This is a genomic window from Vibrio sp. nBUS_14 (genome assembly GCF_051201655.1).
Classification (GTDB): domain Bacteria; phylum Pseudomonadota; class Gammaproteobacteria; order Enterobacterales; family Vibrionaceae; genus Vibrio.
The window spans coordinates 1,294,202-1,313,543 of sequence record NZ_CP179207.1 but is presented as its reverse complement, the minus strand read 5'-3'; the positions used below and the strand labels follow the sequence as shown (position 1 = coordinate 1,313,543).

General features: G+C 43.8%; 14 protein-coding genes and 3 pseudogenes. 8 read left to right on the top strand and 9 right to left on the bottom strand.

Annotated elements, in window-relative coordinates:
* Nucleotides 1–66 precede the first annotated feature (66 nt).
* From ACMAZD_RS23600 to ACMAZD_RS23590, 3 genes are all read right to left on the bottom strand, one after another.
* Nucleotides 67–1,491 (bottom strand): phosphomannomutase CpsG, encoded by a 1,425-nt coding sequence (locus ACMAZD_RS23600; RefSeq protein ID WP_435249717.1) that lies wholly within the window; start codon nt 1,489–1,491, stop codon nt 67–69.
* A gap of 15 nt (nt 1,492–1,506) precedes the next feature.
* Entirely contained in the window at nt 1,507–3,042 is a 1,536-nt protein-coding gene (locus tag ACMAZD_RS23595) for a mannose-1-phosphate guanylyltransferase/mannose-6-phosphate isomerase (protein ID WP_435250536.1), read from the bottom strand.
* A gap of 146 nt (nt 3,043–3,188) precedes the next feature.
* On the bottom strand, nt 3,189–4,301 hold the full coding sequence (locus ACMAZD_RS23590; protein WP_435249716.1) for a mechanosensitive ion channel family protein: 1,113 nt from the start codon (nt 4,299–4,301) through the stop codon (nt 3,189–3,191).
* Between the two features lie 185 nt (nt 4,302–4,486).
* On the opposite strand from ACMAZD_RS23590, the gene ACMAZD_RS23585 reads away from it, so the two are divergent.
* Together ACMAZD_RS23585 and ACMAZD_RS23580 are read left to right on the top strand one after the other, a co-directional pair.
* A complete protein-coding gene (locus tag ACMAZD_RS23585) occupies nt 4,487–5,143 on the top strand; it encodes a potassium channel family protein (protein ID WP_435249715.1) in 657 nt (218 codons plus the stop codon).
* 25 nt (nt 5,144–5,168) lie between these two features.
* Nucleotides 5,169–6,535: pseudogene (locus ACMAZD_RS23580) on the top strand (TrkH family potassium uptake protein).
* 99 nt (nt 6,536–6,634) lie between these two features.
* Here ACMAZD_RS23580 and msrB read toward each other — a convergent pair.
* Nucleotides 6,635–7,777, bottom strand: a complete 1,143-nt coding sequence (gene msrB / locus ACMAZD_RS23575; RefSeq protein ID WP_435249714.1) for a peptide-methionine (R)-S-oxide reductase MsrB — start codon at nt 7,775–7,777, stop codon at nt 6,635–6,637.
* Nucleotides 7,778–7,978: 201 nt separating this feature from the next.
* On the opposite strand from msrB, the gene ACMAZD_RS23570 reads away from it, so the two are divergent.
* Nucleotides 7,979–8,377: an OsmC family protein gene (locus tag ACMAZD_RS23570; protein ID WP_435249713.1), complete on the top strand. Its 399-nt coding sequence runs from the start codon at nt 7,979–7,981 to the stop codon at nt 8,375–8,377.
* 137 nt (nt 8,378–8,514) lie between these two features.
* Here the strand turns inward: ACMAZD_RS23570 and ACMAZD_RS23565 are convergent, their stop codons facing one another.
* The 4 genes and pseudogenes from ACMAZD_RS23565 to phnW form a co-directional block, all read right to left on the bottom strand.
* Nucleotides 8,515–9,564 (bottom strand): OmpA family protein, encoded by a 1,050-nt coding sequence (locus ACMAZD_RS23565; protein WP_435249712.1) that lies wholly within the window; start codon nt 9,562–9,564, stop codon nt 8,515–8,517.
* A 332-nt stretch (nt 9,565–9,896) separates the two neighbouring features.
* Entirely contained in the window at nt 9,897–10,715 is an 819-nt protein-coding gene (phnX, locus tag ACMAZD_RS23560; protein WP_435249711.1) for a phosphonoacetaldehyde hydrolase, read from the bottom strand.
* An 80-nt stretch (nt 10,716–10,795) separates the two neighbouring features.
* The gene (locus tag ACMAZD_RS23555; RefSeq protein WP_435249710.1) at nt 10,796–12,235 is read right to left on the bottom strand and encodes an aspartate aminotransferase family protein; all 1,440 of its coding nucleotides are present in this window, start codon (nt 12,233–12,235) and stop codon (nt 10,796–10,798) included.
* Nucleotides 12,235–13,101, bottom strand: a pseudogene (gene phnW / locus ACMAZD_RS23550) (2-aminoethylphosphonate--pyruvate transaminase); the annotation flags it as partial. The pseudogene phnW and the gene ACMAZD_RS23555, both read right to left, overlap by 1 nt.
* A 105-nt stretch (nt 13,102–13,206) precedes the next feature.
* On the opposite strand from phnW, the gene ACMAZD_RS23545 reads away from it, so the two are divergent.
* Nucleotides 13,207–13,968: an IS5 family transposase gene (locus ACMAZD_RS23545; RefSeq protein WP_435250535.1), complete on the top strand. Its 762-nt coding sequence runs from the start codon at nt 13,207–13,209 to the stop codon at nt 13,966–13,968.
* Nucleotides 13,969–13,998: 30 nt separating this feature from the next.
* Here the strand turns inward: ACMAZD_RS23545 and ACMAZD_RS23540 are convergent.
* Nucleotides 13,999–14,235 (bottom strand): annotated as a pseudogene (locus ACMAZD_RS23540) (2-aminoethylphosphonate--pyruvate transaminase); the annotation flags it as partial.
* A gap of 323 nt (nt 14,236–14,558) precedes the next feature.
* Between ACMAZD_RS23540 and ACMAZD_RS23535 the strand changes: the two are divergent.
* The 4 genes from ACMAZD_RS23535 to ACMAZD_RS23520 all read left to right on the top strand — a co-directional run bounded on the left by ACMAZD_RS23535 (nt 14,559) and on the right by ACMAZD_RS23520 (nt 19,325).
* Nucleotides 14,559–15,569, top strand: a complete 1,011-nt coding sequence (locus ACMAZD_RS23535; RefSeq protein ID WP_435249709.1) for a putative 2-aminoethylphosphonate ABC transporter substrate-binding protein — start codon at nt 14,559–14,561, stop codon at nt 15,567–15,569.
* Nucleotides 15,570–15,689: 120 nt separating this feature from the next.
* Nucleotides 15,690–17,108 (top strand): FAD-dependent oxidoreductase, encoded by a 1,419-nt coding sequence (locus tag ACMAZD_RS23530; protein WP_435249708.1) that lies wholly within the window; start codon nt 15,690–15,692, stop codon nt 17,106–17,108.
* Between the two features lie 166 nt (nt 17,109–17,274).
* Nucleotides 17,275–17,925 (top strand): haloacid dehalogenase-like hydrolase, encoded by a 651-nt coding sequence (locus tag ACMAZD_RS23525; RefSeq protein WP_435249707.1) that lies wholly within the window; start codon nt 17,275–17,277, stop codon nt 17,923–17,925.
* Nucleotides 17,926–18,215: 290 nt separating this feature from the next.
* A complete protein-coding gene (locus ACMAZD_RS23520; RefSeq protein WP_435249706.1) occupies nt 18,216–19,325 on the top strand; it encodes a putative 2-aminoethylphosphonate ABC transporter ATP-binding protein in 1,110 nt (369 codons plus the stop codon).
* The last annotated feature ends 17 nt before the right edge of the window (nt 19,326–19,342 follow it).

The window sequence follows — 19,342 nt, the reverse complement described above, 5'->3', positions numbered from 1 at the left end:
TATTAGCAGTTGTGAGTAAGGGTTTTTTTTTGGTTCTTAGTTGTAAACGGAAAGTGCCTTGTACTCTTAAACTAGAAAATACAGTAACTCGTTGACTTTAAGTGAAAGCAAATCTCTATCTTGCTTGGTTTCCACGTTGAGACGTATCAGCGGCTCTGTATTGGACTTTCTTAAGTTGAAGCGCCAGTAGCCCATATTCATGCTGAGCCCGTCTGTGTGATCGATCTCAACGGAGTTATCTTGATAGTGCGACAACACACAAGTCATGACTTGTTCTGGGTCTGAAACTCTACGGTTTATCTCTCCTGAAGAGGGGAATCTATCCATACTCGATCTGGTCAATTGATGAAGAGATTGTTGAGTCTCACAGATTAGTTCAATCACTAAGAGCCAAGGAATCATTCCTGAATCGCAATACCCAAAATCACGGAAATAATGGTGCGCACTCATTTCCCCACCGTACACCGCGTTTAATTCTCTCATCTTCTCTTTAATGAGGGCATGTCCGGCTTTGACAGCAATAGCCTTCCCACCAAGTTTGTTAGCGACTTCAATCGTGTTCCATGTCATACGCATATCGTGTAATACGGTTGCATTTGGTTCTTTTAGTAAGAACGCTTCAGCAAGCAACCCGACAATATAATAACCCTCAATGTAATTGCCTTTTTCGTCAAAGAAAAAACAGCGGTCAAAATCACCATCCCAGGCAATGCCTAGATCGGCAGAATACTCTAAGATTGCATTTCGAGTCGCTGTTTGGTTTTCTTTAATCAACGGATTGGGAATGCCATTAGGGAACTTTCCGTCAGGATCATGATGAACCTTGATTAGAGTGATAGGAGCATTGAGTTCGTTGAAACGACTCTCTAAAATATCGATAACATGCCCTGCAACGCCGTTGCCAGAGTTAACTACAATCTTCATCGGTGATAACTTTGACGAGTTTATATACGAGAGTAGGTGATCTACGTAAGGGGCGAGAATGCTGGTCGATCTACTCGAGTTATTTAGTTGTACATGACTGATAGGTAAGTCGTTGTTCAGCTCTTGATCTAGAACTGCAATACGTTGTTTGATTTTATCTAAATCACTGTTTTTACTTATCGGGCTAGCGTCCAAACCAACTAATTTCATTCCGTTGTAATTGATTGGGTTATGGCTTGCCGTAATTTGGATTCCGCCAATGGCGTTAAGGTGGCGAGTCGCAAAGTAGACCTCTTCAGTACCAGTTATACCTAGGTCTATGACGGTTATCCCAGACTCGATTAAGCCTTTGGTCATGGCTTCTTGTAATGAAAGGGACGTTTCTCGGTTATCACGACCTATCACCACTTGAGCCAAGCCATCGAATGTAGCTTCAGTTGTCGTGGGTAGAACGTATTCGCCAAATGCTTTGCCGAGCAGGTAGGCAAAGTGGCCATTGATTTGCTTACCAATGATGCCGCGAATATCGTTGTTCTTAAAGCAGCTAAGGTCTAATGTTGGTTTCACTTGATTGCCGCCGCTTTATTTCGATTTGTTGTTTTGAGGTGAATCAGCTTGTTGGTTTCGAACGTCTCGCCCATAGCTGTCTTGATATCGAATGATATCATCTTCACTTAAATGGCTACCGGTTTGTACTTCGATCATCTCGAGAGGTACTTCTCCTGGATTCTCTAGGCTGTGAATATGACCTAGCGGAATGTAAGTGGATTGATCTTCTTCGATTAGATACGTTTTGTCGTCGTTGGTTACCTTCGCAGTCCCTGCTACTACCACCCAATGTTCAGCTCTATGGTGATGCATTTGCAGCGAAAGCCTATGGCCAGCGTTGACTGTAATGCGCTTCACTTTGTCGCGCTTGCCTAGATCGATCACATCGTATTTACCCCAAGGCCTAAAGACTTCTCGGTGGTAAATGTGTTCAGTTCGACCTGCTTGATTCAGTTGGCTAACAATCGACTTCACGCCCTGAACTTTATCTTTACTCGCAACCAGTATTGCATCTTTAGTTTCGACAATAATGAGGTTTTCGACGCCTATCGTCGCGACCAGCTTATTTTCCGCATGAATGTAGTTGTGTTGAGAGTCGACAGTTAACACATCACCTTCAATGACGTTGTTATGCTCATCTTTATCACTGACATCCCAGATAGCAGACCATGAGCCAATATCACTCCAGCCAACATTCATCGGGATCACTGCGGCGTGTGAGGTCTTTTCCATCACGGCATAATCAATAGAATCGCTTGGGCTGTTTTTAAACGCGTCAGCGTCAATACGGATAAAGTCGAGATCGGTGTTTTGCGTTGCGAGAGCGAGTTTACAGGCTGCTAAGATCTCTGGACTATGTTCAGCAAGTTCTTCAAGGTAGTGTGATGCTCTAAACATGAACATACCGCTGTTCCATAAATACTGCTCTGAGCGAATGTAGTCTTCTGCTGTCGCTTGATCGGGTTTTTCAACGAAGCATTCAATAGCGTAAGCATGATGCGCTGACTGCTCTTTAGCATTGGTATCAGTTTGAATGAGAGGGGAAAGAGGTTGCCCCTGTTTGATATAGCCATAACCCGTTTCCGGAGCGTTGGGTGTTATGCCGAATGTTACTAGTTTGCCTTGCTTCGCGTAATCAACACCACGACTGATCACTTGTTGGAATTCAGAGGTGTTAGCGATGTGATGATCAGCAGCCAGTACTAATAAGATCGGGTCTGATTTATTTTGCTCATTATGAGTTGATTTACCTAAAGCTTGTAATGCCGCTAATGTAATGGCGGGAGCCGTGTTTCGACCGACAGGCTCTAGTAAAATACCACTGTGTTGGATGTTAGCTGATCGAGCTTGTTCAGCGGCAATAAAGCGATGTTCTTCATTGCAAATGATTAAGGGATCAGCGCACTTTCTATCACTTAGGTACTCTTCAAGGCCCAGCAGGCGTTGAAGGGTTTGTTGAAGCATTGACTGTTCGCCAGCAATGTTGAGGAACTGCTTAGGGTAGAGCTCTCGAGACAGTGGCCAGAGGCGGCTACCAGAGCCGCCAGCTAGAATGACAGGTAAAATCATAGAGTGGTAATTGGGTGCATTAAAATACTGGCACCATGTTACCACGCTTCACCTTGTTTGCTTATCGATAACCAGTTTACTTATCTTTAACCAATTTACTTATGGACAAGAAATTTACTTAACGATAAGCAATATCGGTGTGGTTATTAGTGAGTTTCTGGATTAGAAGTAACGGTAGCTTGAGCTTCGTTTAAGCCTTGAGGATCGATCTTAAGTGTTTGTGTCGGGAAGGCGATATCCGCATTGTGCTTATGAATAATCGCTAACACTTGTAATAGAACGTCTTGCTTAACTTCGTGGTACCTCACCCAATTGACCGTTTTTGTGAAGGTGTAGATAAAGAAGTTGAGTGTTGATGGGCCAAACTTATCAAAGTTAACGATCAACGTCTGCTTAGCATCAATGTCAGGGTGCGTTTCGAGCATGGCTTTTACGTCATTCACAATCAGAGCCAGTTTGTTTGCATCTTGATAGCGAAGCCCAAAAGTTTCATTGATTCTGCGGTTCAGCATTCTTGATGGGTTTTCTACCACAATGTTACTGAACACGGAATTTGGCACGTACAAAGGGCGCTTATCAAAGGTACGAATGATGGTCATGCGCCAGCCAATACGTTCAACAGTTCCTTCAATTTGACGATCAGGTGAGCGAATCCAATCTCCGACTTTAAAAGGGCGATCGAAGTAAATCATCATCCCACCAAAGAAGTTCGACAGTAAGTCTTTAGCCGCCAAACCGACGATTAAGCCACCCACGCCACCGAATGTCAGCAAGCCCGAAAGGCTGAGGCCGAATGCCTGCATGATTGTCAGGCCACCCATCACCATGAAGAACAAGCGAGCGACTTTCGCGATAGCCTGAACGGTGGTTTCGTCTCTGGTCTTTTGTTTTAAAACATAAGCTTCTGAGTTCGTGATCATTCTCAGAGTGAACCAAACGAAGGTACATATGATCAGAATGTGCTTAAGTGTTCGTAGCCAATTGATTTCACTGCCAAATTGGTCTTGAAGAATCAAGCCGAGAGACACAGTACCAGGCCAAGACCAAAGCAGCGTACTCACTGGCGTTTTTAAGGCTTCTAATAATAGGTCATCCCAATGAAATGGGGTTCTTTTAACTAAGATTTCTAGGCGATTATGGATAATTCGCCAAGCTACCCAAGCGAAAAAGCTCGCAATAGTGATGAATAGGACGCTGTTGCCCCAATCACTATGGTTCTGGTTGATGTAGGTTTGTACTTGGGTGATAAATTCATTCATTGTGTGTGCTGCCGCAGAAATTATGAATTGGAAATTAGCAGAAACTGGAGTTGTTCTCTACCTTTATAAATCAAGCGATTATGACACTAGTATAACCTTATTATCGAAAAACTAACTTTTTTGAGATAGAAACTAATGTAGCTTTGGCTATCCCGTGTAATTAAAATTTCTAAACAGGATTTCAAATGAGCGATAAACAATATGCAGTTATCGGCTTGGGGCGTTTTGGTCTATCTGTCTGCAAAGAGCTACAGAGATCAGGGGCGCAGGTATTAGCCGTCGATATTGATGAAGAGCGAGTGAAAGAAGCGGCTGCTTTTGTTTCACAAGCGATTGTTGCTAACTGTACGAGTGAAGAGACGGTTAAAGAGCTCAGGCTCGACGAGTACGATATGGTAATGGTTTCGATTGGTTCTGATGTGAACTCGAGCATATTGACTACTCTCGTCGTAAAAGAGTCGGGGGCTAAAACGGTTTGGGTTAAGGCGAACGATAAGTTCCACGGCAAGATCCTTTCTAAAATTGGGGCTGACCATATCATTATGCCGGAGCGAGACATGGGAATTCGGGTCGCACGTAAGATGCTAGATAGGCGCGTTCTTGAATTTCTTGATCTTGGCAGTGATCTAGCGATGACTGAAATTGTTATTGGTTCAAAGCTCTTAGGTAAGCAACTTCGTGATTTGAAGCTTTGCAAAGAGGTTGGTGTCGAAGTTCTTGGGTTTAAGCGCGGTCCTAATCTCACTAAAGCACCGGAGCTGGATATTAGTTTAGAAATCGGAGATGTGGTGATCATCGCTGGGCCTAAAGAGACCCTATCTAGAAAGCTACGTAATTGGTAATGGGAACTTGTAATAGGGTAACAGTATGAATTCGTTTCAGCGAAAGGGTACTTTCTACACACTTACAAGAGATGAAAAGCCGCGTAAAGGCTCTGAACCTAAGATAATCCTGACCAGCTTTTTGGCGGTTCTTATTCCCTCGGCCATCTTACTCACTATGCCGGTTTTTTCTGTCACAGGGCTCAGTTTCACAGATGCATTGTTTACTGCGACTTCTGCAATCAGCGTAACAGGGTTAGGGGTCGTTGATACGGGCGAACACTTTACTTTGGCCGGAAAAATCTTGCTGGTGTTCTTGATGCAAGTGGGCGGGTTAGGACAGATGACCTTATCTGCGGTTCTTCTGTACATGTTTGGGGTTAGATTAAGCTTGAAGCAACAGGCATTGGCTAAAGAAGCATTGGGGCAAGATCGTAAGATTAACCTGCGTAAGCTAGTAAAGAAGATCATCATCTTTGCGCTAGTGGCTGAATTTATCGGCTTTGTATTGCTCTCTTTCCGATGGGTTCCTGAAATGGGCTGGACAACAGGCAGCTTTTACGCACTGTTTCATGCGATATCAGCATTCAACAACGCGGGTTTCGCTCTGTTCTCAGATAGTATGATGAGCTTTGTTGACGACCCATTGGTTATCTTTACCTTAGCGGCTCTGTTCATTTTTGGTGGTTTAGGCTTTACGGTGGTCGGTGACTTATCGAGTAATTGGCGCAAAGGCTTCCAGCATCTGCATTTACATACCAAGATCATGCTAACCGCAACCCCGACTCTATTGTTGGTGGGAACAGTGTTATTTTGGCTGTTGGAAAGGAACAACTCTGCGACTATGGAAGGGTTATCAACTCAAGGTCAATGGCTCGCGGCGTTTTTCCAATCAGCAAGTGCTCGTACCGCTGGCTTTAATAGCGTGGATTTATCTCAATACACGCAGCCTGCTTTATTGGTGATGATTGTGTTGATGCTGATTGGTGCTGGCTCTACCTCAACTGGGGGGGGATTAAGGTATCGACCTTTGCAGTTGCTTTTGTCGCCACTTGGACATTCCTACGTCAGAAAAAGCATGTTGTGATGTTTAAACGTACTGTTACATGGCAGGCGGTCACCAAGTCATTGGCCATTATCGTGGTCAGTGGGGCGTTATTAACGACGGCGATGTTTTTGTTAATGCTTACCGAAAAAGCCGCGTTTGAACGAGTTATGTTCGAGGTCATTTCCGCTTTTGCAACGGTAGGACTTACGGCTGGGTTAACAGCAAACTTAACTGAACCGGGTAAATACATCATGATTGTAGTGATGGTAATAGGGCGTATTGGTCCTTTGACTTTGGCGTACATGTTAGCTCGTCCAGAACCTTCCTTGTTGAAATACCCCGAAGATACTGTGTTAACGGGTTAAATAACGTTAACTGGTTAATGAATAATATTTTGTCAGTAATAACAAAGCCAGCGATATGCTGGCTTTGTTGTTATAGGTGTAGCTCTAATTTCTTAGCTGTTAGCCTTCGAACATTTCTATATATTCTTCGTAGCCTTCTTCAGCCAATTTATCTGCTGGGATAAATCGCATAGCGGCTGAGTTCATGCAGTAGCGTAAACCTGTTGGTTTTGGACCATCTTTAAAGACATGCCCGAGGTGAGAGTCACCAAATTTACTGCGAACCTCTGTTCTTGGATAAAGCAGCTTGTAGTCAGTAGTTGTTACGACGTAAGCCTCGCTAATTGGCTGTGTAAAGCTCGGCCAACCTGTACCTGATTTGTATTTGTCTTTTGAAGAGAATAAAGGCTCACCCGTTACGATATCAACGTAAATACCTTCTTGCTTGTTATCCCAGTATTTGTTGTCAAACGGGCGCTCAGTCGCGTCTTCTTGCGTTACATCGTATTGAAGTGCTGTAAGCTTCGCTTTGATTTCAGCATCAGAAGGCTTAACGTAGGTTTTAGCATTCGCTGTTGCATGCTTACCATCGATGATCTGACGGATCGTTTTCGGATTTTCTTTTCTATCATCACCGAAGACTTTATCTAGGTACTGATCACGACCAGAAGCGTAGCGGTAGTAGTTATAACGAACCTTAGTCTTTTTGTAATAATCTTGATGGTAATCTTCTGCTGGCCAGAACTTCTCAAATTTGATCAGTTCTGTTTTTAGTGGTGAACCAAAGATTTGAGCCTTGTCGATCTCCATTATAAAGTTCTGAGCAACGTCTTTTTGCTCTTGGTTATGATAGAAAATGGCAGGTCTATATTGCGGACCACGGTCTACGAATGACCCTTTGTCATCGGTTGGATCTATATGTCGGAAGAATTGGTCAAGAACTTGTTCATAGCTGACAACATCAGGGTTATAGGTCACGTTGATCACTTCGATGTGACCAGACTTGCCTGAAGAAACTTGTTTGTAGGTTGGGTTTTCTAGCTTGCCACCAGAATAGCCAGAGACGACGTCTGTTACGCCTTTTAGTTTCTCTAGATCAGACTCCGTACACCAAAAACAACCGCCCGCGAGTGTTGCGATTTCACTTTTCCCTGAATTAGCCGTTTTATCCATTGTATTGGCAGTACCAGTTTGGCTGACAAACAACGAAATCAGTGGTAGTGCAACCACGAGTGATACCAATATTTTAGATAATTTATTCATAGATACCTCATCTTGACGTTCTTTTTCATTCGATTTTGAATGTACGAATAGAGACAGGTTTTAGATGGAAAAAATTGCACCATTCATGAAAAAATATGTGTTAGAGAAAATGTTGCTCATGAATGCTGCCAGTAGTAGGGTGTCGGTACTAACAGTAAATAACAGACAGTGATGGCGGTTATCTGTCATCTAAGGAACAGCATGCAAGCAGAAGTTAAATGGGTCGAAGGTTTTAAATTCTTGGGGCAATCTCAATCAGGCCACTCTATTGTTATGGATGGCAGCGGTGGTGCAACGGCACCAAGCCCGATGGAAATGGTCCTTATGGCCGCTGGTGGTTGTAGCTCTGTTGATGTGGTAGATGGATTGAAATCTGCTGGTCAAAACATTACAGGTTGTAACGCAAAGCTTGAAACTACACGTCGTGAAACCGCACCAAAAATCTTCACTGCGATTAACATTCACTTTGAAGTTTCAGGTGACAACCTTGATCCTGAGTTGATTGCAAAAGTATGCGCTGATTCATTAGAGAAATACTGTTCAGTGTGCCTAATGCTAGGTACTGGTGTTGAAATGACGCACAGCTGGGAAATTATCTAGTCTTCTGATTGTAGAGCTTGAGCTTGGTGGTAGGGCGTTACTTTTCTACTTACGGCTCAGAGTAAGCGACAGTTAAAGAAAAGGGCGAGCACCTCGAGTACTTCGCCCTTGTTTATTTCGGCTAATGTAGAGGGCTATTATTCAGCCGTTTCTACGACAGTTTCTTCAACTTGGACTTTTTCCTGGTACTCAAAGCTTGAAATTGTTGCTTCAACACGACGGTTTTGCGCACGACCTTCAACCGTATCGTTTGATGCTATAGGGTTCTCTTCCCCTTCACCAGAAGCGGTAATACGGCTTGAATTAATGCCTCGCCCTTCGATGTATGCTGCTACTGCTGCCGCACGTTTTTTAGAGATCATCATGTTGTACTCAGCAGCACCTGTTGAATCGGTGTGACCAACAATATTAACGGTAGACTGAGGGTATGTTTGCAAGACCTCCACAATTGGTAGTATTGCTGCTTTACCTTCTTCAGAAAGCACTGTGCTGTTAGTCGCAAATGTGCCTTGAGAGAAGCTCTCAGTTTGTGCTTTGATAACTACTACCTCAGCTTCCTCTTCAACAACCACAGTTTCTGGCTCTGTGATTGGTTCAGACGGGGCTTGAGTTACTGCTGCCGCCGCTGTGGCAGTACCTGTGCCAAAACTGTAACTTATGCCTATAGATAGGAGGTTTGAGTTTAGGTTTTGTACAAATTTGTCGTCGAAATCATCAAAATATTGGTATTCAAGACGAAGCGCCCAATCAGGGGATAATTGCTTTTCTAGACCAATACCAGCGGATAATACAAAATCATCTTCACCGCCGTGTGAAATGTATGCAGGACCTGCTTTGAAAAAGACATCAAACTTTTGTTGTATAGGTAGACGGTACATTGGTGTTAGTGATATCGCGATCAAGGGGTCACTGAATGTAGCTGTTGTTCCATTTTTTGAAAAGCTCGTCTTGTAGTCACCCAAGAAGTCGGAACTAAGTTCGATACCAAGTCTCTCATTAAGTCTGTATCCAGAATAGATGCCTGCACCGATAGCATCATCATTACACTTTTCACCGCTAACGCACGCGCTGTCTAGCCACCCCATCCCGACTTTCGCACCAACATAAGTGGTTGCAGAGATTGACGGGGCAGCAGCAAAGCCTGAAGCTGCAATGACGGCGCACATAATCTTTGAGAGTTTTTTCACAATCTTATCCTTGGATTAACTCTTATTGTTATCTGAATCAGCCCTTTAAAACAATTTCTTACTGATAAGTACACTGCAAATTTAAATAAATCAAGGCGTTGATTCAGTTCGAATATATATTGGAACTGTTAATATATTGTTAGTATGATTGCTTGTGGGAGTCAATAAAGTTGTTAAGATTTATATATTCAAAGTGCTATTTACAGGCGTTCTTGTCAATTAAATGCCGTCTCAAATATTGGAAATGAAGAAACCTCGCATCACTTTATGTAAAGGTAATGCGAGGCTTTCGTTTTGTACTGAGGCTTGTATGAGTAGACAGGTGAGTGTCTTTATGGACGCTCACCAGCCAATAAGCGCTTTTCGATATCAGCAATGACTTCAGGCAAGTCGGCGATGGTGTCGATTAGATAGTGTGGGTTTGATTTGTTTAGCTTAACGCTCGCTTTTTCACGAGCTGCTGTAAGCGTAGCTTTATCTGCGTTTAAGTATTCTTGGTAAGTTAATCCTGCTTCGTTGCCTGATAAAACAAGGCCTACCGTCCACATGCCTGCGTTGTGACCCTCATCAATGCCCGGGGCTGCGTCATCCACTTTTACACAGGCTGCAACGTTTGTTACGCCCAGATCAATCACGTTTTTAAGTGCCATGAATGGTGCAGGGCGACCACCTTGAGGTAAATCATCGGTTGCAACGATATTGTCTGGACGATAGCCGTAATCTGCTGCTGCAGGAATCAGAACATCCATTACTTCACGTGGGTAACCGGAACAAGAACCGATCTTTACGCTTTTCTCTTTTAGGTTATTTACTACTTCAATCGCGTTTAAAATTGGCGCGGCGTGGTCGGCAACTTTGGCTTTCTGAAGAGGCATGAATGCCGCGTAGATTGCATCAACGTCTTCACTCGTCATCGAACGCCCAAATTGAGCATTCCAACGCGCATCAACTGCAGGGATTCGACCCACTGCTTGGATGTGATCCCATTTGCCGATGCCCATAGGTTCACGAGCTTCTGCTAAGTCAATGTCAAAGTCGAAACCTTGTTTGAATGCTTCAACGAAGATGCTGGTTGGAGCAAACGATCCAAAATCAACGATAGTGCCGGCCCAGTCAAAGATAACCGCTTGGATAGGTGATGTTGTGTTCATAGTGGTGTCCTTTCTTGCCACTCCCATTTAAAAGCACGGGAGGGACGAATGATATTTTAGGTTATTGATTTAATGTTGTTTTAAAGGTATTCAAAGTCTTTACAGACTTCTGCTATCGCATTTTCGAAGACAGCCAAAGCGGCTTCTAGCTCGCTACGGCTGATGATCAATGGTGGGCTTAACTGAATCACATTTCCTTGCGACACCTTAAAGCTCAGGCCATCGTTCAGACACTGATAAAGTACGGCTTCCGCTTCGTCGAACGCTCGGGTTTTGGTGATATGGTCGGTGACCAACTCAACGCCCCAAAGCAGCCCGATACCGCGAACGTCGCCAATGACTGGGTATTTCTTTTTCATTTTAAGTAGTTGCTCACGCATGAATGCACTGTCCGCTTGTACTCTTTCAAGCAAATTCTCTTGCTCAATCACTTCCATGGTTGCCAGTGCAGCTGCGCAGCCAATTGGGCTTTTCTCATGGGTGTAATGCCCAAGCGATACTTTTGCTGCCGTATTGTATTTATTTTTGGTGACCATGGCGGCAATTGGCACCAAGCCACCGCCAAAACCTTTACCAATACATAGGATGTCAGGTTCGACATCAAATGCTTGGTGAGTAAACCACTCGCCGCTACGACCGATACCATTTGGAATATCATCAATGATTAGCATGACATTGTGCTTATCACAGATCTCCCGGATTCGCTTCCAGTAAGCTTTGCTTGGTACTTGAACATCGGTGTTACGCACAGCTTCTGCAATGAAGGCTCCAATACCACCCTCTTTTTCAATCACGTACTCAAGGTAATCGGCATAGTGAACATCATATGAGGTCTCACTTTCACCGCCTGAGTTTTGCCCGCGACGCGATAAAGAGTCATTAAGGGGGAAAGCACCACGATACGAGACTGCCGGTGGGATACGTTCTACGCCAGCCATTAACGGGCCCATGCCTTCGCGGAAACAAGCTTCGCCGCCGACAGAGATAGCATCCAATGACGCGCCATGGAATGAATCCCACAATGAAACAACTTTGAAGTTGTTGGTGACATGTCGAGCTAACTTGAGTGCCATACCAATCACAGAGGTGCCACCCGGTGCAAACAGCACGCGATTTAAATCACCACCGCAGATCTGTGTTAGCTTTTCAGCGCATTGCACGGCTGTGTCATTGGTAAAGCGACGTGGTGAAAACGGCAATGAGGCCATTTGCTGAGTCACTTTATTGATGATGTGCGGGTGGCCATAACCTAGTTGATGGGCATTATTACCATGAAAGTCCATATATTTTTTGCCCGTCGCATCCTGAATGTAAATGCCTTCTGCGGCTTCAAGTGTGTCTAGGCAAGGTGTTGACATGGCTTGATGAAGAAACACGTCAGAGTCACGCTTTAACATTGCTTGAGTCGCATCATCGTTTAGCGATTCGTTCCATTTTTCGCGTGCTGGCGTGGTGTTCACATCGCCTTCGCTTCGAAAGTGTGTGGCCTTTAGAATTGGCTCTTGATTGGTCGTCGTCATTATTTGATGTCCCAGTACATAGCGTTTTTTACTGCGCCAATGAGGGCTTCAATGTCTGACGGATACACTTCGCCAATGTTACCGATTCGGAAGCAGTCTGCGTTTGAAACTTTGCCCGGGTAAATCACAAAACCTTGTTCTTTCAAGCGACCATAGAACTCTTTAAATTGGTAATCGCTGTGTGTTGGAGAGTAGAAAGAGGTGATGATAGGTGAATGAAGGTCATCATTTAACTGAGGCTCAAACCCTAGAGAGCGCATGCCAGCAACTAACGTGGTTTGGTTGGTTTGATAACGATCATGACGAGCTTCAATGCCGCCTTCTTGTTCAAGCTCAAGCAGAGCTTGGTAGAAAGCACGCACCGTGTGAGTCGGGGAGGTGAAGCGCCATTTACCATGATTAATTTCCATGCAGTGCCATTGGTCAAACAGGTCGAGGCTTAGTGAGCGAGCTTGGCCTTGACACTTTTCCAGTTCCGATTGCTTAGCAATGACAAAGCCGAAGCCAGGCACACCTTGGATGCACTTGTTAGCTGAGCTGATCATGTAATCGATACCTAAGTCTGCAATATCCATAGGGATGCCACCAAAGCTCGACATTGCATCAAGAATGACAGTCTTGTTGTGAAGTTTTGCCAATTTAGCAATGGCATCAATTGGATTCAGCATGCCAGTGGTGGTCTCACAATGCACAATCGCAACATGAGTGATGTCTGAATCCATGGCCAATGTCGTTTCCATTTCGTTCAAGTCAGGCTGTGATGTTTCACCAGGAGAAACGACATGGTATGGAATGTTTAAATATTTTGCGATTTGAGCAATACGAGCGCCGTACGCACCGTTATCGACAACAAGAAGCTTACCGCTGTTAGGGCGTGTTGATCTTTCGTGAGTGTTTTTTGAACAGCATGGTAAAGAGTTATAATTTGCTTCGCCAAAAGTAAAACCATAACCAATACCATGCCAAGAACAATGCCAAGAACAATGCTAACTGATATTCGCTGGGAACTGCTACTCCAAGTTATGAAAAGTACAGGTCGTATTTACGATAAAACTGAACATCGAATGACATTTGAAGGAATACTTTATCGAATGAGAACAGGTATTCCTTGGCGAGATCTACCCTCTAAGTTCGGAGAGTGGAGTACCGTTTACAGACGATTTAATCTTTGGTCAAAGAAAGGGATTTTAGATAATCTTTTCAAAAGCTTATCTAGCATGGCTGACTTTGAATGGGTATTTCTTGATGGCTCTATAGTTAGAGCGCATCAGCATAGTACAGGTGCAGCTACTGAAAGTTCAGAGCAAATAGGAAAAAGTCGCGGGGGCAACTCAACCAAAATTCACTTAGCTGTAGATAGTGGTGGCCTGCCGATTTGCTTTGATTTATCAGAGGGACAACGCCACGATATAGTGCATGCCGAAAGCTTAGTTGAGCAACTCGATGAAGTTAATACCATCGTTTGTGATAAAGGATATGACAGCGAACTTTTCGGTACTTTTGTTAAGGAACGTGGCGGAGAAACAGTAATTGCTAAACGCAATTACGGACAAGATATAGACAAAGACAGTATGGATTGGTGTCTATACAAGTATCGTCACTTGGTCGAAAATGCCTTTGGGAGAATTAAGCATTATCGAGCTATTTCAAGTAGATATGACAAGCTAGAAAGGAATTATGCCAGCATGTTATCACTGGCATTCATGTTAATGTGGCTACCGATGTATTGTTGAACACGGAATGTACAGCAAAGATCAACACGCCCTAGAGATAACGCTACCGATTGTTGCTTCAACTGAAGCAGTGCCGCTACCTTGCATTAATACGCTCGTGTATCCCGCTTGTTTAGTCGCTAAATTCACAAGCTTGCTACGAATCACTTCAACAATGTCTTTGTTGTATTCATCATCCCAAGTACACCAATCTTTAAGCATCGCTTGGCGAACGGTTTCAGAAGTCGATAGTGGGCCCGGTGTCAGTAATAAGTAATCGTTTCTCATGTTCAATTTCTCGCGATTTTTATTGGACTATACCAATTTGTGTAATTACTTTAACAACCAATTTAAACCGTCGTAAATAGCCCAAATACCATTTTCACAAAAGCTTCATATAAAAATTAATCCCTTGCCCTGAGAAATTAACCGATCTTTAAACTGCCATTTTTTGTTCATTTAACCGTCATAAAAGCTAGTTAACTTAACAATTGAAATCTGGTACATACCAATTCGGATTTGTGCCAACAACATAAATGAATTTATGGATATAGCCATCTCTTGATGGGACTTCAAATTTCTAACTTTGGCATCGGGCCTGACTGGAGAAAATGATGAAAAACCGTTTTATGAAAGGATCACTTGCAGCATTAGTCACTCTATTAGCTGGTAACGCTTATGCGGCACAGGAAGTGACGGTTTACACCGCTTTTGAAACCGACATCTTAGCGAAATACAAAAATGCTTTTGAAAGCGAAAACCCAGACATCAACATCAAATGGGTTCGTGATTCAACAGGAATCATGACGGCAAAATTGTTGGCTGAGAAAAACAACCCTCGTGCAGAAGTGGTGTGGGGCCTTGCGGGTTCTTCAATGGCTTTGCTCAAAGAAGAGGGCATTCTTAAGCCTTACACTACTCAAGGTGTGGAGGCGCTGCGTGCAAACCTCAACGACCCGCAATCGACACAAGCTTGGTATGGCAATGATGCATTTTTCAATGCGGTTTGTTTCAACGAAGCGGTAGCAAAACAACTTAACCTACCAGCACCTAAATCTTGGGAAGATCTCACTAAGCCGATTTACAAAGGCTACATTGCGATGCCAAACCCAGCGTCTTCTGGTACGGGTTACATGCAGGTTTCGGCTTGGTTACAAAACATGGGTGAAGACCAAGGTTGGAACTACATGCAGAAGCTAGACCAAAACATCGCTCACTACACGCACTCTGGTTCTAAGCCGTGTGTTCAAGCGGGCATGGGTGAAGTTGCTATCGGTATCTCGATGGCAAGCCGCGGCGCTAAGCTTAAAACTCAAGGTGCACCGCTATCTGTGATTACACCTGAGGGTATTGGTTGGGAATCTGAAGCGGTTGGTCTTGTTAAGCCTTCGGATGCTGCGCAGCGCGTTGTTGACTGGTCTATCTCTAAAGCAGCAAATGAACTCTACATCGAAATGTACCCAGTTGTTGGCCACCAAGAGGTGACGGCAATAATTGATAACTTCCCTAATGTTGAAAAGAACATGGCAAAAATGGACTTTGCACGCATGGGCAGCGAGCGTGCAGACGTATTGAAAACATGGTCTGAGAAGTTCGACGCTAAATCAGAGCCAAAATCTTAATCTATCGAACTACTCATTCAATTAACAATTTAGTTCGTTAGAAGTTAGTAATCAGTAAAGGAAGGCTTCGGTCTTCCTTTTTTAGTTTTACGCCTTTAAGTCTTAGGTAAGGTACAACAAATGACAAAACACTACTCATATTGGTTCAAGCAAGCACTAGAAAAAGAATTTGGCAGCATCAACGCAGGGTTAGAATCAGCCAACCCACTTCAAAAAGACATCAACTGCGACATTGCGATTGTCGGCGGTGGTTACACAGGGTTATGGACGGCAATTTTAATTAAACAACAGCAACCTCAAAAACATGTTGTGGTGATTGAAAAAGGCTTGTGTGGCAGTGGTGCTTCTGGTGCGAACGGTGGTTGTATGCTGACGTGGTCGACTAAGTATCCAACGTTGAAAAAGCTCTACGGAAAAGATCAAGCAAAATGGCTAGTTAAAGAATCGGAAAAGGTCATTTACGAGATCGAAGCTTTCTGTAATGAGCACAACATAGACGCACATTTGTACCGCAGCGGGACGTATTACACGGCAACCAATGAAGCACAAAAAGGTGGTATGCAACCTGTTGTGAATGAGTTGGTTAAGCAGGGCATTAATAGTTGGAAGAAGTGCGACGAGTCTTTGTCTGATAAAGCGGGATCAGAGCGTCATATTGAAGGTTATTACTCAGAAGCCGCAGGTAGTGTGCAGCCAGCATTATTGGCGAGAGGTTTACGTCGAGTTGCCATTGAATTAGGTGTTGAGATTCACGAGAACACAGAGATGACTTCGCTTGATTATGGAGCCCCAGCTCGAATCCAAACCAAGGGTGGATCTGTATTTACCGATAAAGTGATTTTGGCGCTCAACGCATGGATGCTCGATCACTTTAAAGAGTTTAAACGTAGTATTGTGGTTGTTTCATCAGACATGGTCGTCACTAAGCCCATCCCTGAAAAGCTCCAGCAATTTGGTCCTGAGAAAGGAGCGGCAGTGGTGGATTCACGTATCTTTGTCCACTACTACCGAGACACCCAAGATGGACGATTGATGCTGGGTAAAGGTGGCAATAAATTCTCGTTTGCTAATCAAGTTGAAAGCATGTTTAACCAAAAGACAAACTATCTGCCGATTCTGAATCAATCCTTCCAAAAACTCTTCCCAAAGCTTGAGCAGAATGAATTTGATTACAACTGGTCGGGGGGATCGGATCGTTCAGTAACAGGATTACCATTTTTCGGTAATCTAAAAGGCCAGAACAATATCTATTATGGGCTCGGTTACTCAGGCAATGGTGTTGCACAAACTCGTATGGGCGGGAAGGTTTTATCGTCTATGGTACTTGGAACTGACAACGCTTGGAGCTGCTGCGAACTAACCAAAGGACCGCTTGGTCATTTCCCGTCAGAGCCATTCCGTTGGGTGGGCGCCATGATGGTTCGCGATGCGGTACGCAGAAAAGAGAACGCGGAAGATTCTGGTAACACGCCATTGTGGCTGGATAAACAATTGGCAAAGCTCGCGGGTGCGGCAGGTAAAGCCGACAAGGTGAAGTAAATATTTGGTTTAGATTGCTCATTGCCAGTTAAGTCTAAGTCGTTTTGGAAGTAACAGTAGTTTGGAAGTAACGGTAATTTTGGAAGTCAGAATAGGTTTGAAACAAGGTTGGTTTTTAAGAAAAAGCTGAGCTCGAAGTGAAATTTGATTTGAAGTGAGAATTGATGTGACGACCCCTCTGTATGTATTGGATCTAGAAGAAGCACTCATGGATGGTAACAGTGCCATGATTTGGAACGAATTTTTGGTTGAGAAAGGCTTGGTTAATGATCCTAGTTTTTTGAACGAAGAACGTCGCTTAATGACGTTATATGTTCAAGGGATTCTTAATGAAGAGGCTTATCTTACATTTGTTACTCGCCCACTCAACAATAAAACACACCAAGAGGTGTGTGCTTTATTAGAAGAGTGCATTGATCGTAAAGTTCTGAGCAAGATCTTCCCTCAAGTTATGCGTGAGAGTTGGTCGTCAAAAACACAAGATCAGCCGATGGTCATCTTATCTGCCGTTGTTTCATTCGTTCCTGCATGCGTGGCGAAAAGGCTCAATATTCTAAATGCTGTCGGTATTGAATTAACGGAAGAGTCTGGTCAATATACAACTAAGATTTTAGGTCTGCCTAACCATCCATATGGGAAGTACGTTGGCTTAAAAGAGTGGGCTAAGGATTACCATAGCGCATTTAGTCAACAGCAAGGTTGCGACTCAATCAACGACTTACCACACTATGAATTGGCTGGCCGCCCTCACTTAGTTAATCCACATGAATGCTTAAGCACTCGTTCGGATTCTGTTCCATGGTGTGCGGTGTACTGATTTCAGTATTGGTAGAAGTAATAGGTATAACCACAAACAACCATTGATATTAGGCGGTGAAAAGTACTTGGCTTTCATCGTCGAATACCCTTTATTGTTAAATATTTCTCGAACGGCAACCCCTTTACTGTAACTTATTGAATATTCGAACATGTTTAACTCGCGTTATCCTCCGCTAGAATGAATTTTATTTCTGCAATATAACTGTCACTTAGCTTCTATAAATTTGTCACTCAACTGCAATATTCAAAGTTTAAGTTTGGTATATACCATTTAAAGAGTGCTGTAGTATGAGCAACCAAACTTATTTGAATATTGAAAACGTTGTAAAGCAATTTGGCCAATTTACAGCGTTAAAAGACATCTCTCTATCGATCGATAAAGGTGAGTTCGTCTGTTTCCTTGGCCCATCTGGCTGTGGCAAAACGACACTACTACGTGCGATTGCAGGACTGGATTTGCCGACCTCAGGCTCGATTGAGCAAAATGGAACGGATACGACGTTCCTACCTCCTGAGAAGCGCGATTTTGGCATCGTATTCCAATCTTATGCTCTGTTTCCTAATCTGACGGTAGAAGAGAACATCGCGATTGGTTTGAAGAACCAAGGGATGTCGACCAAAGAAGCTCTGGAAGCGGTAGAGTCTTGGTTAGAAACCATTGGCTTACCAACATCTGGCCAGAAATATCCGAATCAACTGTCTGGTGGGCAACAACAACGTGTGGCTCTCGCTCTTGCCCTGGCTTTGTCTCCAGGTTTGCTACTCCTCGATGAGCCGCTCTCTGCTCTTGATGCGAAGGTAAGAACACATCTGCGTGATGAGATCTGTCAATTGCAGCGTAAGTTGGGCATCACCACCATCATGGTGACGCACGATCAAGATGAAGCCTTAACCATGGCTGACCGCATTGTGGTCATGAATCATGGTGTTATCGAACAAGTGGGTGCTCCGCAAGAAATCTACCAAAACCCAGTCAGCCGCTTTGTGGCTGAATTCGTTGGTAGCATGAACTTCATTCAAGCTTCTGTTGCTGCGAAAGGCAAAATGCGCATTGCAGAGTCGATGTTACCGTTGTCAGTTCTAGATAACATGACCCCAAAGCATGGCGATCGTTTTGATATCGCGGTGCGTCCAGAACAAATTCAGTTTGTTGATCGTTTTAACGAGTCTTTGCCAGTCAGAATTGTATCGAGTGAGTTCCTAGGGGCTTTCTATCGAGTTGAGTGCGAATTACAACATGATTCAACGGCGAAAGAGATCATCGTTGATGTGTCAGTCAAAGAGTTCAATCGATTGAAACTGCGTCGCAGCGATATTCGTTACGTAGCGTTTGATGAAGAAGGCCTGAGAGCTTATCCCTCTGAAAGCTTACAAGCGATGAAAGACGAGGCTGCGTAACAATCATGGAATCGACT

What these genes read in the sequence shown, in the direction of transcription:
- phnX (WP_435249711.1), bottom strand. Translation starts at nt 10,715, where the DNA reads ATGAACACAACATCACCTATCCAAGCGGTTATCTTTGACTGGGCCGGC.
- ACMAZD_RS23585 (WP_435249715.1), top strand. Translation starts at nt 4,487, where the DNA reads ATGAGCGATAAACAATATGCAGTTATCGGCTTGGGGCGTTTTGGTCTA.
- ACMAZD_RS23545 (WP_435250535.1), top strand. Translation starts at nt 13,207, where the DNA reads ATGCCAAGAACAATGCTAACTGATATTCGCTGGGAACTGCTACTCCAA.
- ACMAZD_RS23530 (WP_435249708.1), top strand. Translation starts at nt 15,690, where the DNA reads ATGACAAAACACTACTCATATTGGTTCAAGCAAGCACTAGAAAAAGAA.
- ACMAZD_RS23555 (WP_435249710.1), bottom strand. Translation starts at nt 12,235, where the DNA reads ATGACGACGACCAATCAAGAGCCAATTCTAAAGGCCACACACTTTCGA.
- msrB (WP_435249714.1), bottom strand. Translation starts at nt 7,777, where the DNA reads ATGAATAAATTATCTAAAATATTGGTATCACTCGTGGTTGCACTACCA.
- ACMAZD_RS23570 (WP_435249713.1), top strand. Translation starts at nt 7,979, where the DNA reads ATGCAAGCAGAAGTTAAATGGGTCGAAGGTTTTAAATTCTTGGGGCAA.
- ACMAZD_RS23520 (WP_435249706.1), top strand. Translation starts at nt 18,216, where the DNA reads ATGAGCAACCAAACTTATTTGAATATTGAAAACGTTGTAAAGCAATTT.
- ACMAZD_RS23590 (WP_435249716.1), bottom strand. Translation starts at nt 4,301, where the DNA reads ATGAATGAATTTATCACCCAAGTACAAACCTACATCAACCAGAACCAT.
- ACMAZD_RS23595 (WP_435250536.1), bottom strand. Translation starts at nt 3,042, where the DNA reads ATGATTTTACCTGTCATTCTAGCTGGCGGCTCTGGTAGCCGCCTCTGG.
- ACMAZD_RS23535 (WP_435249709.1), top strand. Translation starts at nt 14,559, where the DNA reads ATGATGAAAAACCGTTTTATGAAAGGATCACTTGCAGCATTAGTCACT.